We start from the raw sequence: 16,367 nt of genomic DNA on the forward strand, positions 1-16,367 counted from the left end.
CGTTGAGGGGCAGAATGTCACGCGTTCCCTAAGAAAGAATTAGCCGAAAACGCGTTTAAAAATCGTATCGACATGTTTGGTGTGGTAGGCGAGGTCGAACTTCTCCTCGATTTCCGCGGGCGAAAGAGCGGCTGTCACCTCAGCATCGCCCAGCAGTTCGGTTTTGAAGTCCGCGCCTTGCTCCCAGACCTTCATCGCGTTGCGTTGCACGAGACGATAGCTGTCTTCGCGGCTGACACCGGCTTGGGTCAGGGCAAGCAGCACGCGCTGGCTCATGACCAGACCGCGGAACTTGTTCATATTGGCCAGCATGTTATCGGGATAGATGACCAGCTTCTCGACAACGCCTGCCAAACGGTGAAGGGCGAAATCCAGCGTGATGGTCGCATCCGGCCCGATGGCACGTTCCACGGAGGAATGGCTGATGTCCCGTTCGTGCCACAGGGCGACGTTTTCCATTGCGGGAATGACCGCCATGCGGACCAGACGGGCAAGGCCGGTCAGATTTTCCGTCAGGACGGGATTGCGCTTGTGCGGCATTGCCGAAGAGCCCTTCTGGCCAGCCGAGAAAAACTCCTCGGCCTCCAGCACTTCGGTCCGCTGCATGTGGCGCACCTCGATGGCGATGTTTTCGATCGAGGAGGCGATGACCCCGAGGGTCGCGAAGAACATCGCATGGCGGTCGCGGGGGATGACCTGGGTCGAGATCGGCTCGGGCAAAAGGCCCATCTTGGCGCAGACATGCTCCTCCACCGCGGGGTCGATGTTTGCGAAGGTGCCAACGGCGCCGGAGATGGCGCCGGTCCGGATTTCCTCCCGCGCGGCGACCAGACGATCGCGTCCGCGCGCCATCTCGGCATAGAAACGGGCGAAGGTCAGTCCCATCGTCGTGGGTTCGGCGTGAATTCCGTGGCTGCGACCGATGCGGACGGTGTCCTTGTGCTCCATCGCCCGGGTCTTCAGTGCCGTCAGGACGCGGTCCATGCCAGCCAGAAGAAGATCCGACGCGCGCACCAACTGCACGTTCAACGTGGTGTCCAGCACGTCCGAGGACGTCATGCCCTGATGGACGAAACGGGCATCGTCCGCGCCCACATGCTCGGCCAGATGGGTCAGGAAGGCGATGACGTCATGTTTCGTCACGGCCTCGATCTCATCGATGCGGGCCACGTCGAACTGCACATCCTTGGCGCGCCAGACGGCGTCGGCATTCGCGCGCGGGATCACGCCCAGATCGGCCTGCGCGTCGCAGGCATGGGCCTCGATCTCGTACCAGATGCGGAATTTCGTCTCGGGCGACCAGATGGCGACCATGTCGGGGCGGGAATAGCGGGGGATCATCGGCGGGCCTCTCCTGACGGGTTCGCGTGCGTGATACTGTGCGCGGGGGCGAAGGGCAACTTACTTGCAGGTGGGTCTTTGTCGTGTATAAGGGCGCATCTTTCCGCAATCACGAAACCGGCGCAGCCTCTCGTGGACGGGGGCGGAAGATTTGGCCCGTCCTATGAAATGCGCCTGAACAGGAGTGCACATGCCGCTTTACGAGCATGTCTTCATCTCGCGTCAGGACCTGTCCAACGCGCAGGCCGAAGGGCTGATCGAACATTTCTCCACGGTGCTGGCCGACAACGGCGGTAAAGTTGTCGAACACGAGTACTGGGGCGTCAAGACGATGGCCTACAAGATCAACAAGAACCGCAAGGGCCACTACGCGTTCCTTCGCACGGATGCGCCGTCGGCCGCCGTGCAGGAGATGGAACGTCTGATGCGCCTGCATGATGACGTGATGCGCATCCTGACCATCAAGGTCGATGAGCATGCCGAAGGCCCGTCCGTGCAGATGCAGAAGCGTGACGAACGCGAAAGCCGTGGGGACCGCGATTCGCGCGGCGACCGTGGCGGTTTCCGTCGCTGATCGAAAGGACCTGACACATGGCAAACAAACCGTTTTTCCGTCGTCGCAAGGTTGATCCGTTCGGGGGCGAGAATGCACCCGCGATCGACTACAAGGACACGCGCACCCTGCAACGCTACATTTCCGAGCGTGGCAAGATCGTGCCGTCGCGCATCACCGCCGTTTCGGCCAAGAACCAGCGCAAACTGGCCGCGGCCATCAAGCGCGCGCGGTTTCTGGCGCTGCTGCCCTACGCCGTGAAGTGAGGACACCGACATGCAAGTGATCCTTCTGCAACGCGTGGCCAAACTGGGCCAGATGGGCGACGTCGTTTCCGTCAAGGACGGCTATGCCCGCAACTTCCTGCTGCCGCAGGGCAAGGCGCTTCGTGCCAACGACATGAACATCAAGTCGTTCGAGACGCGCAAGGCCCAGCTGGAAGCCGACAACCTCGAATCCCGCAAGGAAGCCGAGGTCGTGGGTCAAAAGCTCGACGGTCAGCAGTTCGTCGTCATCCGTTCGGCATCCGACTCGGGCGCACTTTACGGGTCGGTCACAACGCGTGACGTGTCCGACGTCGCCACGGCCGAAGGCTTTACCGTTGATCGCGGTCAGGTCGTTCTGGATCGTCCGATCAAGGATCTGGGTCTGCACCCGGTCACGGTCGTTCTGCACCCGGAAGTGTCCGTCAAGGTGACGATCAACGTCGCCCGTTCGAACGAGGAAGCCGAGCTTCAGGCGTCGGGCAAGTCGATCCAGGAGCTGGCCGCGGAAGAAGAAGCCGCCGCCGAGTTCGAGATCTCGGAACTGTTCGACGATCTGGGCGGCGCCCAGGGCGACGACGAAGACGACCGGTCGTAAAACCACCAAGCCGCGCCCCGAAAAGGGCGCGGTTTTTTCGTTCTGTCGGAACGACGTCCTGCCGCTTCGCGTTCACACACAAATGTGACGAAAAGGGGACGCGGCATGCAAAGATCACTCAAATCATGGATGCTTCTTGGCGGCGGCGTTCTTGCCCTTTCATTGCTTCGACCGAACCGCAGCCAGACCGAAGTGACATCCCCATCGGCCACAGGCCACGATGCGACATCGCCGTTGGAAATCCCACGGGACGGGTGGTGGCAGATCGCGACCCGTGTGGCCGGGGCGGTAATGGAGGATCGGGTGATGGCCGTCGCGGCGGGTATGACATTCTTCCTGCTTCTGGCCCTCGTCCCCTCGGTCACAGCTTTCGTATCGATCTATGGCTTGTTCGCCGACCGTGCGACGATCACCGATCATATCGCGTTGATGGCACAGGTGCTGCCGGCAGATGCCCTTTCCATCGTGGCCGATCAGGTGACCCGGATCGCTTCGACCGATTCGACAACCATGACATTCGCGTCGATTTTCGCGCTTCTGGTCGCGATGTGGTCGGCCAATGGCGGTGTGAAGGCCATGATCGAGGCGCTGAATGTCGCGTATAATGAACGTGAGAAACGTTCCTTTTTCCTGCTGAACGTCATTTCCATGCTGATGATGTTCGCGGGGGTGGCCATCATTCTGACGATGATCGCCGTGGTCGCGATCCTACCCGCCGTTCTTGGTTATCTGTCGATCGAGACAGGAACGCCCCGCTCGTCGGCCCTGTTCATCCGCTGGCCGGTCATCTTTCTGGTGATGATGGTGTCTCTGGCCGGCCTGTATCGCTTTGGTCCCAGCCGGCACGCCGCACGCTGGCGCTGGATCAGCCCCGGTGCGATTTTTGCATCCTTGGCGCTGGTGGTCTTTTCGATGCTGTTTTCGGTCTATGCGTCGAACTTTGCCAATTTCAACGAAACCTATGGCTCGCTGGGCGCCATGATGGCTTTGTTGATGTGGCTGTGGTTGTCCTCCATCATCGTGCTGGTCGGTGCGGAGATCAATTCGGAAACCGAAAAGCAGACCGCGCATGACAGTACGACGGGCCCCGCTCGCCCTATGGGCGAGCGGCAGGCCTATGCCGCCGATACGGTCGTGGACTAGAAATCCCAGTCCTCATCCTCGGTCGCGACCGCCTTGCCGATGACATAGGACGAGCCCGAACCCGAGAAAAAGTCGTGATTTTCGTCCGAATTGGGCGAGAGGGCTGCAAGAATGGCCGGGTTTACATCCGTGACCGACGCCGGGAACAACGCCTCGTATCCAAGGTTCATCAGCGCCTTGTTGGCGTTGTAGTGAAGGAACTTCTTCACATCCTCGGTCAGGCCGACACCGTCATACAGTTCCTCGGTATAGGCTTCCTCGATCTCATAAAGATCGAACATCAGGGCAAAGGCGAAATCCTTCACCGCCTGCCGTTCCGCCTCGCTCACCTTCTCCAGGGCGCGCTGCAGCTTATAGCCGATGTAGTAGCCGTGCACCGCTTCGTCGCGGATGATCAGCCGGATCAGATCGGCCGTGTTGGTCAGCTTGGCCCGGCTGGACCAGTGCATCGGCAGATAGAAGCCGGAATAGAACATGAAGGATTCAAGGAACACGCTGGCCACCTTGCGTCGCAGCGGATCATTGGCCTTGTATTCCGTCAGGATCAGGTTCGCCTTCTTTTGAAGGTGCGTGTTTTCCTCGGACCAGCGGAAGGCCTCGTCGATTTCCTGCGTCGAACACAGGGTCGAGAAGATCGAGGAATAGGACCGCGCGTGCACCGCCTCCATGAAGGCGATGTTGGTCAGCACGGCCTCCTCATGCGGGGTGACGGCGTCGGGCATCATCGACACCGCACCGACCGAGGCCTGAACCGTATCCAGCATCGTCAGTCCGGTGAAAACCCGGATGGTCAACTGACGCTCATGATCCGTCAGCGTCGCCCAGGACGGGATGTCGTTCGACAACGGCACCTTTTCCGGCAACCAGAAGTTGGAGGTCAGGCGGTTCCAGACCGTCAGATCCGTCTCGTCCTGCACACGGTTCCAGTTGACGGCGCGGGTCACCTGACGGCGGATGGGGCTTTGGGTGTTCATTAGGTGCGTCCTGTAACACGAGGGCGAGCTTTAGAGCCCGCCCTGAATCGCTTTGTCACAGTCTACCGCTCAAAATTTTATGAGGAAACCACTCATCCCTCTTATCCACAATATATAGTGGAGTAAGAATTTTATCTTACAATGTGCAGCTCACGCAACCCTGCACCTCGGTCCCCTCCAGCGCAAGCTGGCGCAGACGGATGTAATAGATCGTCTTGATGCCCTTCTTCCACGCATAGATCTGGGCGCGGTTGATGTCGCGCGTCGTCGCCGTGTCCTTGAAGAACAGCGTCAGCGACAGCCCCTGATCCACATGCTCGGTCGCGGCGGCATAGGTGTCGATGATCTTCTCCGGCCCGATCTCATAGGCGTCCTGATAGTATTGAAGGTTGTCGTTATCCATGAAGGCGGCGGGGTAGTAGACACGCCCGATCTTGCCCTCCTTGCGGATTTCGATCTTCGACACGATCGGGTGGATCGAACTGGTGGAGTTGTTGATGTAGCTGATCGACCCGGTCGGCGGCACCGCCTGAAGGTTGCGGTTGTAAAGACCACCCGCCATGACCTTCGCCTTCAGATCGGCCCAATCCGCGCGGGTGGGCAGCGTTACGCCGAACTTCTCGAACAGCGCGGTCACCGTGTCGGTTTCCGGCAACCAGTCCTGTTCGGTGTATTTGTCGAAGAACTCGCCCGTGGCGTATTTCGATTTGTCGAAACCGACGAAGCTTTCGTTCCGCTCCACCGCCAGAAGGTTCGATGCGCGAATGGCGTGGAAGGCGATGGCCGCGAAATAGGCGCGGGTGAAGTCGATGCCTTCCTCAGACCCGTAATAAATGCGCTCACGTGCCAAGAACCCGTGCAGGTTCATCTGGCCCAGACCGATCGCGTGGGATTCGTCGTTCCCCCGCCGGATCGACGGCACCGAATCGATGGCCGACATCACCGATACCGCCGTCAGCGCGCGCACCGCCGTTTCCACCGTTGCGCCGAAATCCGGCCCGTCCATCGTCTTCGCGATGTTCAACGACCCAAGGTTGCAGGAAATGTCCGTGCCCATATGGCTGTAGGACAGATCGTCGTTGAACTCCGACGCCTCGTTCACCTGCAGGATTTCCGAACACAGGTTGGACATGGTGATGCGGCCCGCAATCGGGTTCGCGCGGTTCACCGTGTCTTCGAACATGATATAGGGATAGCCGCTCTCGAACTGGATCTCGGCAATGATCTGGAAGAAGTCGCGTGCCTTGATCTTCTTCTTTTTTATGCGCGGATTGTCCACCATCTCGCGGTATTTCTCGGTCACCGAGATTTCCGAGAAGGGCACGCCGTAAACCTTCTGCACGTCATGCGGCGAGAAGAGATACATATCCTCGTTCTTCTTCGCCAATTCGAACGTGATGTCGGGGATGACCACGCCCAGCGACAATGTCTTGATGCGGATCTTTTCGTCCGCATTCTCGCGCTTGGTGTCTAGGAACTTCAGAATGTCGGGGTGGTGGCAGTTCAGATAGACCGCGCCCGCGCCCTGACGCGCGCCCAGCTGGTTGGCATAGGAGAACGAATCCTCCAGGAGCTTCATGACCGGAATGACGCCCGAGGACTGGTTCTCGATCCCCTTGATCGGCGCGCCCGCCTCCCGCAGGTTGGTCAGCATCAGCGCCACGCCACCGCCGCGCTTGGACAGTTGCAGCGCCGAGTTGATCGACCGCCCGATCGATTCCATGTTGTCTTCCAGCCGCAGCAGGAAGCACGAGATCAACTCGCCCCGCTGCTTCTTGCCGGCGTTCAGGAAGGTGGGCGTTGCCGGTTGGAAGCGGCCCCCCATGACCTCCTCCATCAACTGCATCGCCAGCGTCTCGTCCCCTTGCGCCAGGGTCAGGGCCAACATGCAGACGCGGTCCTCATACCGCTCCAGATACCGCTTCCCGTCCTTGGTCTTCAGGGTATAGCTGGTGTAATACTTGAACGCGCCGAGGAAGGTCGGGAACCGGAACTTCACGGCATAGGCGGCGTCCCAGATCCCGCGGATGAAGGGCCGGGAATACTGGTCCAGCACCTCGGTTTCGTAATACCCCTCGCGCACCAAGTAGCCGAGCTTTTCCTCCAGCGAGTGGAAGAAGACGGTGTTCTGGTTCACATGCTGAAGGAAATACTCCTTCGCCGCGCGACGGTCCGCATCGAAGCGAATCTTGCCGTCCCCGTCATACAGGTTCAGCATCGCGTTCAACGCGTGATAGTCCAGCGAGGGGCTCTCTACGGGGCGGTCGAGCGTTGCCGTGTCCAAAACCTGTCCAATCCTTGGCTGACCCGCGCGACATCCTCATTGGTGCCCGCAAGTTCGAATGTGTAAAGCAGGGGAACGTTGCACTTGGCGGCGACGATCTTGCCGGCCCAGGCGAAATATTCCCCGAAATTCAAGTTCCCCGTGCCGATCACGCCACGGATAAGGGCCCGGTTCCCCGGGTCGTTCAGAAAACGGATGACGGGCTTGGCCACAGCGCCACGCCCCTCACCATCGGAATAGCTTGGGGTGATCAGCACATACGGCTCGGTCACCCGCGTCTCGCCCTGAATGCGGATGGCCGGACGTCCCAGCCGCTCCACAAACCGTTCCGTGTTTTTCGAGCCAGACGAGTAATAGACCAGCCCGCTCACATCTCAGGCCAATGCGCCGATCTTGTCGGGGCGAAAGCCCGCCCAATGGTCGGTTCCGGCCACCACCACGGGCGCCTGGCGGTATCCCATGCCGGTCACCAGTTCCAGCGCGGCCGCGTCTTCCGACAGGTCGATCAGGGTATAGGCCACGCCCTGCTTGTCCAACGCGCGCTTGGTCGCGTCGCATTGCACGCAGGCAGGTTTGGAATACAGCGTGATGGTCATGGGCGTCGTCCTCATGCGGATGGGCACAGGTCCGGTGCGAGGGATCAGCCCCGCCACCGGGCGGCGTGCCCGTGGTCGATAGATTCGTGTTTCGGTCGCCTGCCGTCCAGATATGGTGGTTCGCCAGACTGCGGGAAAGAGCCAACCCTAGTTATTTCAGGGCCTTTTCCGTCCGCACACCGCAACCCCTAGAGGGGGCATTGGTTCCCGTTCGCAATATATAGCTTTGAAGGGGGGCGCGCTGTCAACCGCCAAACCACCCCCGGCGCGCAGTTTCCGGGGGGTGGTTCTGTGGGTAACTTCAGGCGGATTCCACACGATCTTCCGCAGAGGCCGGAATATAATTGAGGATTGGCATAAGCCAGCGTTCCGCCTCGGCCACGGTCATGTCCTTGCGCGCGGCATAGTCGGCCACCTGATCGCGTTCCACTTTTGCAACACCGAAGTAATAACTGTCGGGATGGCCAAGATAGATGCCCGACACGGACGACCCCGGCCACATCGCCAGCGACTCCGTCAGATGGACGCCCGTCCGCGCCTCGGCCTCCAGCAGGCGGAACAGCGTCGTCTTTTCCGTATGATCCGGCTGGGCCGGGTATCCGGGGGCAGGGCGGATGCCGCGATAGGGTTCGCCGATCAGTCCGGTCGGGGAATAATCCTCGTCCGGGGCATATCCCCACAACTCCTTGCGCACCATCTCGTGCATCCGCTCGGCAAACGCTTCGGCAAAGCGGTCGGCCAGCGCCTTCACCAGAATGGCGGAGTAATCGTCCTTCGCCGCTTCGAAGTCCTTGGCGATGGCGATCTCCTCGGCTCCGGCGGTTACGACGAAGCCGCCGACATAATCGCGCACGCCCTCCGGCCCCACGAAATCCGACAGCGCCACATTCGGCCGTCCATCGCGCTTTGCCACCTGCTGGCGCAGCGTGTGCAATGTGGCAAGCGGCGCTGTCCGTCCCTCATCGGTCCACAGCCGGATGTCATCCCCCACCGCGTTCGCAGGCCAGAACCCCACAACGGCCGCGGGGCGGAACCACTTTTCGTCGATGATCCTGTTCAGCATCGCTTGCGCATCGGCAAACAGCGCCCGCGCCGCTTCACCCTGCTTTTCATCCTCAAGGATCTTGGGATAGACGCCCTTCAATTCCCATGTCTGAAAGAATGGCGTCCAGTCGATATAGCGGGCGAGGTCCGCCAGATCCCAATCGTCCCAGTGCCGCAGGCCGAGGAAAGAAGGCGTCGCCACCTCATAGCCCGTCCAATCCACCTGAAAGGCGTTGGCGCGGGCCGAGGTCAGCGGCAGGCGCTTCTTTTCCCGCTCGGCCCGCGCGTGGTTCTCGGCCACCTTGGCGTATTCCTCACGGATGCTGGCCACATAGTCCGGCTTCTGGCTGTCCGACAGCAAAGCGCCAACAACCCCCACGGCGCGGCTGGCATCGGTGACATAGATCGCCTGGCCCCGATTGTATCTTGGATGGATCTTCACGGCCGTATGCACACGCGACGTCGTGGCTCCGCCGATCAGCAGGGGAATGTCGAACCCCTCCCGCTCCATCTCGGAGGCCACATGCACCATCTCGTCCAGCGACGGCGTGATCAGACCCGACAGGCCGATGATGTCGCAGCCCTCGGCCTTCGCCGTCTCCAGGATCTTCGTCGCAGGGACCATCACGCCAAGATCGACGATCTCGTAATTGTTGCAGGCCAACACGACGCCGACGATGTTCTTGCCGATATCGTGGACATCGCCCTTCACCGTCGCCATCAGGATCTTGCCCGCCGATTGGCGGCCTTCGCCCTTCTCCTCCTCCATGTAGGGCAGAAGAACCGCCACCGCCTGCTTCATCACCCGCGCCGATTTCACCACCTGAGGCAGGAACATCTTTCCCGACCCGAACAGATCGCCGACCACGTTCATCCCGGCCATCAACGGCCCCTCGATGACGTGAAGCGGACGTTCGGCGGCCAAGCGCGCCTCCTCGGTATCGGCGTCGATGAATTCGGTGATGCCGTTGACCAGCGCATGTTCCAGCCGTTTTTCGACCCGAAGCTCGCGCCACGACATGTCGCGTTCCTTGGCGGGGCCGCCCGCCTGACCGCGATACTTTTCGGCGATCTCCAACATCCGCTCGGTCGAATCCGCGCGGCGGTTCAAAACCACATCCTCACACGCCTCGCGCAGGTCGGCGTCGATCTCGCTATAGACCGCCAGCTGCCCCGCGTTGACGATCCCCATATCCATCCCGACCTGAATGGCGTGATACAGGAAGACCGCATGCATCGCCTCGCGCACCGGCTCGTTCCCGCGGAACGAGAAGGACAGATTCGACACGCCGCCCGACACATGGACATGGGGCAGGGTGTCGATGATGCGCCGCGTGGCCTGGATGAAGTCGACGCCGTAATTGTCATGCTCCTCGATCCCGGTGGCCACGGCGAACACGTTGGGGTCGAAGATGATATCCTCGGGGGGGAAGCCCACCTCCTCGGTCAGAAGCTTGTAGGCGCGGCTGCAGATCTCGACCTTGCGATCCTCGGTATCGGCCTGTCCCACCTCGTCGAAGGCCATGACCACGACGGCGGCGCCATAGGCGCGACACAGGCGGGCCTGATGCAGGAACGCCTCCTCGCCCTCCTTCATGGAGATGGAGTTGACGATCGGCTTGCCCTGAACGCATTTCAGACCCGCCTCGATCACCTCCCATTTGGAACTGTCGATCATCAGTGGCACCTTGGCGATGTCGGGTTCCGAGGCGATCAGGTTCAGATACTCGATCATCGCCTGTTTCGAGTCGATCAGGCCCTCGTCCATGTTCACGTCGATGATTTGGGCGCCGTTCTCCACCTGATCGCGGGCCACCTCCAGCGCGGTGCCGTAATCGCCATTGGTGATCAGCTTGCGGAAACGGGCCGATCCGGTGACGTTCGTGCGTTCGCCCACGTTGACGAACGGGATGTCGCGGGTCAGCGTGAACGGCTCCAACCCCGACAGGCGCATCAACGGGGCCTGTTCGGGAAGGGCGCGCGGCGGATATTTCGCCACCACCTTGGCGATGGCGCGAATATGGTCCGGCGTCGATCCGCAGCAGCCGCCCACCACGTTCAGCAACCCGTCGCGGGCGAAATCCTCGATCTGGGCGGCCATCGCCTCGGGCGATTCGTCATACTGGCCCATCTCGTTCGGCAGGCCCGCATTGGGATAGGCGCAGGTGAACGTGTCCGCGATGCCGGAGATCTCGGCCAGATGTTCGCGCATCGCGGCGGCGCCAAGGGCGCAGTTCAGGCCGATGGTGAAGGGGGCCGCGTGGCGCACCGAATACCAGAAGGCGGTCGGTGTCTGTCCCGACAGGGTGCGGCCCGACAGGTCGGTGATCGTGCCGGAGATCATGACCGGCAGGCGGATGCCACGGTCCTGAAACACCTCCTCGCAGGCGAAGATCGCGGCCTTGGCGTTCAGCGTGTCGAAGATCGTCTCGATCAGGATGATGTCGGCGCCACCCTCCATCAGACCATGAATCTGCTGGGCATAGGCGATGCGAAGATCGTCAAAGGAAACAGCGCGGTATCCGGGGTTGTTCACATCCGGGCTGATCGACGCCGTGCGGTTCGTGGGTCCGAGCGCACCCGCGACGAACCGTTCGCGCCCATCCTCGGCCGTGGCGCGATCCAGCGCACGCCGCACCAGACGCGCGCCCTGAACGTTCAGATCATGAACCGCCCCCTCCATCCCGTAATCGGCCTGCGCAATGGTCGTGGACGAAAACGTATTGGTTTCAACGATGTCCGCGCCGGCCTTCGCATACCTGTAATGGATATCCTCGATCGCGTCGGGCTGGGTCAGGATCAAAAGGTCGTTGTTGCCCTGCTGCGGATGATCGGACGGGTGGTGACAACCGCAGCCGCCATGCCCCAGAAACTGATCCTCGCCGAAGCCCAGATCCTGGATCTGCGTGCCCATCGCGCCGTCCATGATCAGGATCCGTTCCCGCGCGGCGGCCTCCAGACGGGCGAAAACTTCGGAACGGACGGGCGCAGGCATGGGCATCTCCTCTGGATCGTCTGAGTTATAGGGGAAACCGCCCCCAAGGGAAAATCGAACTGGTTCAAGATCAGGATGAACCGTGCGCAACCTTTCCAAGCGGTTTGGGGCATGATAAAGCGCCACGGCAAATTGACCTTTTCGAAATGAGGACCATCATGGCCACCGAACGCACCCTGTCGATCATCAAGCCCGACGCCACGCGCCGCAACCTGACCGGCAAGATCAACGCCAAATTCGAGGAGGCGGGCCTGCGCATCGTCGCGCAGAAGCGTCTGCACCTCTCCACCGCTCAGGCCGGCAAATTCTACGAAGTTCACAAGGACCGTCCGTTCTATGGCGAACTGGTGGAATTCATGGCGTCCGAGCCGGTCGTCGTGCAGGTTCTGGAAGGCGAAGGCGCCATTGCCAAGAACCGCGAAGTGATGGGCGCAACCAACCCTGCCAACGCCGATGCGGGCACCATCCGCAAGGAATTCGCACTGTCCGTCGGCGAAAACTCGGTTCACGGCTCGGACGCGCCGGAAACGGCCAAGGAAGAGATCGCGTTCTTCTTCTCGGGTCTCGAACTGGTCGGCTGATCCCGCCCATTTCGCACAGAACCTGTGCGGCGCGTTCCCTGTTCGGGGGACGCGCCGTTTTTTATTGTCATGGCAGTCGTAAAAGGATCCGCCATGACCGAATTTCCGACCCGCATCCGCAACGTGACCCTGATCGTCAACGATCTTGCCCGGATGACCGAATTTTACCAGCGCGCCATCGGGCTGGAGGTGCTGACCCGCGACGGGAGCGAAGCGATCCTCGGCGCGGGCGACGCCCCGTTTCTGACCCTGCGGGCCGACCCCACCGCGCGCCGCGCCTCCCCATCCGAGGCGGGGCTGTTTCATACCGCGTTTCTGCTGCCAACCCGTTCGTCGCTGGGCGCGTGGCTGCGCCATGCAAGCGACAGCCGCCTTCGCCTTGGCGCCGCCGACCATGATGTAAGCGAGGCGCTTTATCTTCATGACCCCGAGGGGAACGGGATCGAAATCTATTGCGACCGCCCGAAGGCAGGCTGGATCTGGACGGACGGCCTCGTGAAGATGGGCACCTATGCGCTGGACCTTGACGATCTGGCGCGGACGGGCGGCGAATGGCGTGGGATGCCGACGGGGGCGACGATCGGCCACGTTCACCTTCAGGTCGGCGCCATTCCCCCGGAGGAGGAGTTCTTCGGCACCTTGGGCGCCGCGGTCACCCATCGTTATCCGGGCGCGTCCTTCCTGTCTTGGGACGGGTATCACCATCACATCGCGGCCAATGTCTGGAACAGCCGGAATGCGGTTCCGCGCATGGGTCCGGTCACGGGGCTGGCGCAGGTCGATCTGAACCTTGAGCACCTAAAAGGAATCGTTGTCGATCCGTGGAACATTCCGTTCGCGCTATCATGAACCATCGTGTGCCAAGGGATACCACGTTGACGGGTTGAAACCTCACGTAAGCGTGTGCTTACTGTCGCGCAATCTTACCACCGAAGGGGATGGCGACTTGAAAATAGGAGCGGCGAGGGAGCTGTTTGCAGGCGAAGCGCGGGTGGCGATGACACCCGACAGTGCCCAGCAGATCATGAAGCTGGGGCATGAATGCCTGATCGAGGCCGGGGCAGGTGCGAAAGCGGGTTTCGCCGATGACGCATATCGCGCGGCCGGTGTCACCGTGGTGGACACGACCACGCTTTATGCGGACGCCGATGTCATCGTGAAGGTGCGCGGACCGGAACCGTCCGAGGTGGAGCATCTGCGCGCCGGTCAGACCCTGATTTCGTTCTTCTGGCCCGCCCAGAACGCCGATCTTCTGGAGGCCGTGCGTGCCAAGGGCGCGACGGTCATCGCGATGGACATGGTGCCCCGGATCAGCCGCGCGCAGAAGATGGACGCGCTGTCCTCCATGGCGAATATCGCCGGTTATCGCGCCGTGATCGAGGCGGGCAACAACTTCGGCCGCTTCTTCACCGGGCAGGTGACGGCGGCGGGCAAGGTGCCCCCGGCAAAGGTTCTGGTCGTGGGAGCCGGCGTGGCGGGTCTTGCCGCCATCGGCACCTCCACCAGTCTTGGCGCGATCACGCTCGCCTTCGATGTGCGCCCCGAAGTGTCCGAGCAGATCGAGTCGATGGGGGCGGAGTTCGTCTTCCTCGATTTCGAGGAGGCGCAGACCGATGGGGCCGCGACGGGCGGATACGCCGCGCCGTCCTCGCCCGAGTTCCGCGACGCGCAGCTGAAGAAATTCCGTGAGCTTGCGCCCGAGGTGGACATCGTCATCACCACCGCCCTGATCCCAGGTCGCCCCGCGCCCAAGCTGTGGACAGAGGACATGGTCGCGCTGATGAAGCCCGGTTCGGTCATCGTGGACCTTGCGGCCGAACGCGGCGGCAACTGCGACCTGACGGTGCCCGACCAGAAGATCGTGACGGACAATGGCGTGACCATTGTCGGCTATACCGATTTCCCAAGCCGGATGGCGGCGCAGTCCTCCACGCTTTATTCCAACAATATCCGTCATATGCTGACCGATCTTACACCAAGGAAAGATGGTGTGATCGATCAGAATATGGAAGACGACGTCATCCGGGGCGCAACCGTCGCCCATGACGGGGCGATCACCTTCCCGCCGCCGCCGCCCAAGGTGAAGGCCATCGCCGCGCAGAAACCGCGCGAGAAGGCCAAGCCCCCCACCGCCGAGGAACGTCGCGCGACCGAGGTGGCCGCATTCCAGAAGCAGACGAAGATGCAGGTCGGCCTTCTGGCGGGCGGCACGGCGCTTCTTCTGCTGGTCGGTCTGGTCGCGCCCGCCAGCTTCATGGCGCATTTCGTGGTCTTTGCCCTGTCCTGCTTCATCGGCTTCCAAGTGATCTGGGCGGTCAGCCACTCGCTCCACACGCCGTTGATGGCCGTGACCAATGCGGTGTCGGGGATCATCATCCTCGGATCTCTGGTGCAGATCGGATCGGGCGGGTTCCTTCTGGTCACCCTGTCCACCATCGCCATCCTGATCGCCACGATCAACATCGTGGGCGGTTTCCTCGTCACCCGGCGCATGCTCGCCATGTTCCAGAAATCGTAAGGGGGCGACATGGATATCGCATTGATTCTGGCGGCCTATGTTGCGGCGGCCATCCTGTTCATCCTGTGCCTTGGCGGTCTTTCCGGACAGGAAAGCGCCAAACGCGCCGTGTGGTACGGCATTGCCGGTATGGCGCTGGCGGTGATCGCCACCCTGTTCGGGCCCGGCATGGGCTATCTGCCGCTGGTGATGCTGGCGATCCTGATCGGCTCGGCCATCGGCTGGTATCTGGCCAAGACGGTGGAGATGACGGCCATGCCGCAACTGGTCGCGGCGCTGCACAGCTTCGTCGGTCTGGCGGCGGTGATCATCGGTTTCAACACCCATATCGTCATCGCGCGGGTGGCGGGGCTGGACGGTGACCTGCTCAGCGGGTTCGAATGGCTGGTCGCACATAAGACGCCCGCCGAGCTTGCCATCCTGAAGGTCGAGACCTTCCTGGGCGTCTTCATCGGCGCGGTGACCTTCACCGGTTCGATCGTCGCGTTCGGCAAACTGTCGGGCAAGATCACCAGCAAGGCGCAGAAGCTGCCTGGCGGGCATATGCTGAACGCCGGCGCGGCGGCGCTGTCGCTGATCCTGCTGATCGCCTATATGAACGGGGCAGGGGCCTGGGCGCTGCTGCTGATGACGGTTTGCGCCTTCTTCATCGGATACCACCTGATCATGGGCATCGGCGGGGCGGACATGCCGGTCGTGGTGTCGATGCTCAACAGCTATTCCGGTTGGGCGGCGTCGGCCATCGGCTTCAGCCTGTCGAACGATCTGCTGATCGTGACGGGGGCGCTGGTTGGCTCCTCCGGGGCGATCCTGTCCTATATCATGTGCAAGGCTATGAACCGTAGTTTTGTCAGCGTGATCCTTGGCGGGTTCGGCACGACCGACGGCCCGGCGATGGAGATCGAGGGCGAGCAGGTGGCGATCGATGCGGAGGGCGTGGCCAATGCGCTGAACGATGCGGACAGCGTCGTCATCGTTCCGGGATACGGCATGGCGGTCGCGCAGGCGCAGCAGGCGGTCAGCGAACTGACCCGCAAGCTGCGGGCGTCGGGCAAGACCGTGCGCTTCGGCATCCACCCCGTTGCCGGACGTTTGCCGGGCCACATGAACGTTCTGCTGGCCGAGGCGAAGGTGCCCTACGACATCGTGCTGGAGATGGACGAGATCAACGACGACTTCGCGTCCACGGATGTGGTGATCGTCATCGGCTCGAACGACATCGTGAACCCCGCGGCGCAGGAGGATCCCAACAGCCCCATCGCCGGAATGCCGGTTCTTAAAGTGTGGGAGGCCAAGCAGGTTTTCGTGTCCAAGCGCGGGCAGGGGACCGGCTATTCCGGGATCGAAAATCCGCTGTTCTACAAGGAAAACACGCGGATGTTCTATGGCGACGCCAAGGACTCCATCGGCCGCCTGGTCAACCTGGTCACCTGAGACGCAAACGCCCCGCATCACTGCGGGGCGTTTTGTTTTGGAA

Annotated in this window: 14 protein-coding genes; 8 read left to right on the forward strand and 6 right to left on the reverse strand. The window is 61.7% G+C overall.

The window, feature by feature from the left end; genetic code table 11:
• Positions 1-39: 39 nt before the first annotated feature.
• The gene (gene purB, locus MU449_RS05575) at positions 40-1,341 is read right to left on the reverse strand and encodes an adenylosuccinate lyase (protein ID WP_244737009.1); all 1,302 of its coding nucleotides are present in this window, start codon (positions 1,339-1,341) and stop codon (positions 40-42) included.
• A 190-nt stretch (positions 1,342-1,531) separates the two neighbouring features.
• Between purB and rpsF the strand changes: the two genes are divergently transcribed.
• From rpsF to MU449_RS05595, 4 genes are all read left to right on the forward strand, one after another.
• The gene (rpsF, locus tag MU449_RS05580; protein WP_244737010.1) at positions 1,532-1,915 is read left to right on the forward strand and encodes a 30S ribosomal protein S6; all 384 of its coding nucleotides are present in this window, start codon (positions 1,532-1,534) and stop codon (positions 1,913-1,915) included.
• A 17-nt stretch (positions 1,916-1,932) separates the two neighbouring features.
• Complete coding sequence (gene rpsR, locus MU449_RS05585) at positions 1,933-2,160, forward strand: 30S ribosomal protein S18 (protein ID WP_136682342.1); 228 nt, start codon at positions 1,933-1,935, stop codon at positions 2,158-2,160.
• Positions 2,161-2,170: 10 nt separating this feature from the next.
• Complete coding sequence (rplI, locus tag MU449_RS05590) at positions 2,171-2,755, forward strand: 50S ribosomal protein L9 (protein ID WP_244737011.1); 585 nt, start codon at positions 2,171-2,173, stop codon at positions 2,753-2,755.
• Positions 2,756-2,860: 105 nt separating this feature from the next.
• Positions 2,861-3,898, forward strand: a complete 1,038-nt coding sequence (locus MU449_RS05595; protein WP_244737012.1) for a YihY/virulence factor BrkB family protein — start codon at positions 2,861-2,863, stop codon at positions 3,896-3,898.
• Here the strand turns inward: MU449_RS05595 and nrdF are convergent.
• The 5 genes from nrdF to metH all read right to left on the reverse strand — a co-directional run bounded on the left by nrdF (position 3,895) and on the right by metH (position 11,797).
• A complete protein-coding gene (gene nrdF, locus MU449_RS05600) occupies positions 3,895-4,872 on the reverse strand; it encodes a class 1b ribonucleoside-diphosphate reductase subunit beta (RefSeq protein WP_244737013.1) in 978 nt (325 codons plus the stop codon). The two genes, MU449_RS05595 and nrdF, sit on opposite strands and share 4 nt — an antisense overlap.
• Before the next feature lie 136 nt (positions 4,873-5,008).
• A complete protein-coding gene (gene nrdE / locus MU449_RS05605; RefSeq protein WP_244738974.1) occupies positions 5,009-7,090 on the reverse strand; it encodes a class 1b ribonucleoside-diphosphate reductase subunit alpha in 2,082 nt (693 codons plus the stop codon).
• A 35-nt stretch (positions 7,091-7,125) separates the two neighbouring features.
• Complete coding sequence (nrdI, locus tag MU449_RS05610; RefSeq protein WP_244737014.1) at positions 7,126-7,527, reverse strand: class Ib ribonucleoside-diphosphate reductase assembly flavoprotein NrdI; 402 nt, start codon at positions 7,525-7,527, stop codon at positions 7,126-7,128.
• Positions 7,528-7,530: 3 nt separating this feature from the next.
• Positions 7,531-7,752, reverse strand: coding sequence for a glutaredoxin-like protein NrdH (gene nrdH / locus MU449_RS05615; protein WP_244737015.1), 222 nt, complete (start codon positions 7,750-7,752; stop codon positions 7,531-7,533).
• 301 nt (positions 7,753-8,053) lie between these two features.
• Positions 8,054-11,797 (reverse strand): methionine synthase, encoded by a 3,744-nt coding sequence (metH, locus tag MU449_RS05620; RefSeq protein ID WP_244737016.1) that lies wholly within the window; start codon positions 11,795-11,797, stop codon positions 8,054-8,056.
• Positions 11,798-11,949: 152 nt separating this feature from the next.
• Between metH and ndk the strand changes: the two genes are divergently transcribed.
• The 4 genes from ndk to MU449_RS05640 all read left to right on the forward strand — a co-directional run bounded on the left by ndk (position 11,950) and on the right by MU449_RS05640 (position 16,324).
• Entirely contained in the window at positions 11,950-12,372 is a 423-nt protein-coding gene (ndk, locus tag MU449_RS05625) for a nucleoside-diphosphate kinase (RefSeq protein WP_244737017.1), read from the forward strand.
• A 93-nt stretch (positions 12,373-12,465) separates the two neighbouring features.
• Complete coding sequence (locus tag MU449_RS05630; protein ID WP_244737018.1) at positions 12,466-13,221, forward strand: VOC family protein; 756 nt, start codon at positions 12,466-12,468, stop codon at positions 13,219-13,221.
• A gap of 97 nt (positions 13,222-13,318) precedes the next feature.
• Positions 13,319-14,890, forward strand: a complete 1,572-nt coding sequence (locus MU449_RS05635) for a Re/Si-specific NAD(P)(+) transhydrogenase subunit alpha (RefSeq protein ID WP_244737019.1) — start codon at positions 13,319-13,321, stop codon at positions 14,888-14,890.
• Positions 14,891-14,899: 9 nt separating this feature from the next.
• Positions 14,900-16,324: an NAD(P)(+) transhydrogenase (Re/Si-specific) subunit beta gene (locus tag MU449_RS05640; RefSeq protein ID WP_244737020.1), complete on the forward strand. Its 1,425-nt coding sequence runs from the start codon at positions 14,900-14,902 to the stop codon at positions 16,322-16,324.
• Positions 16,325-16,367 lie beyond the last annotated feature (43 nt).

Origin of the sequence: Falsirhodobacter halotolerans (assembly GCF_022899245.1) — a bacterium.
Lineage (GTDB): Bacteria > Pseudomonadota > Alphaproteobacteria > Rhodobacterales > Rhodobacteraceae > Falsirhodobacter > Falsirhodobacter halotolerans.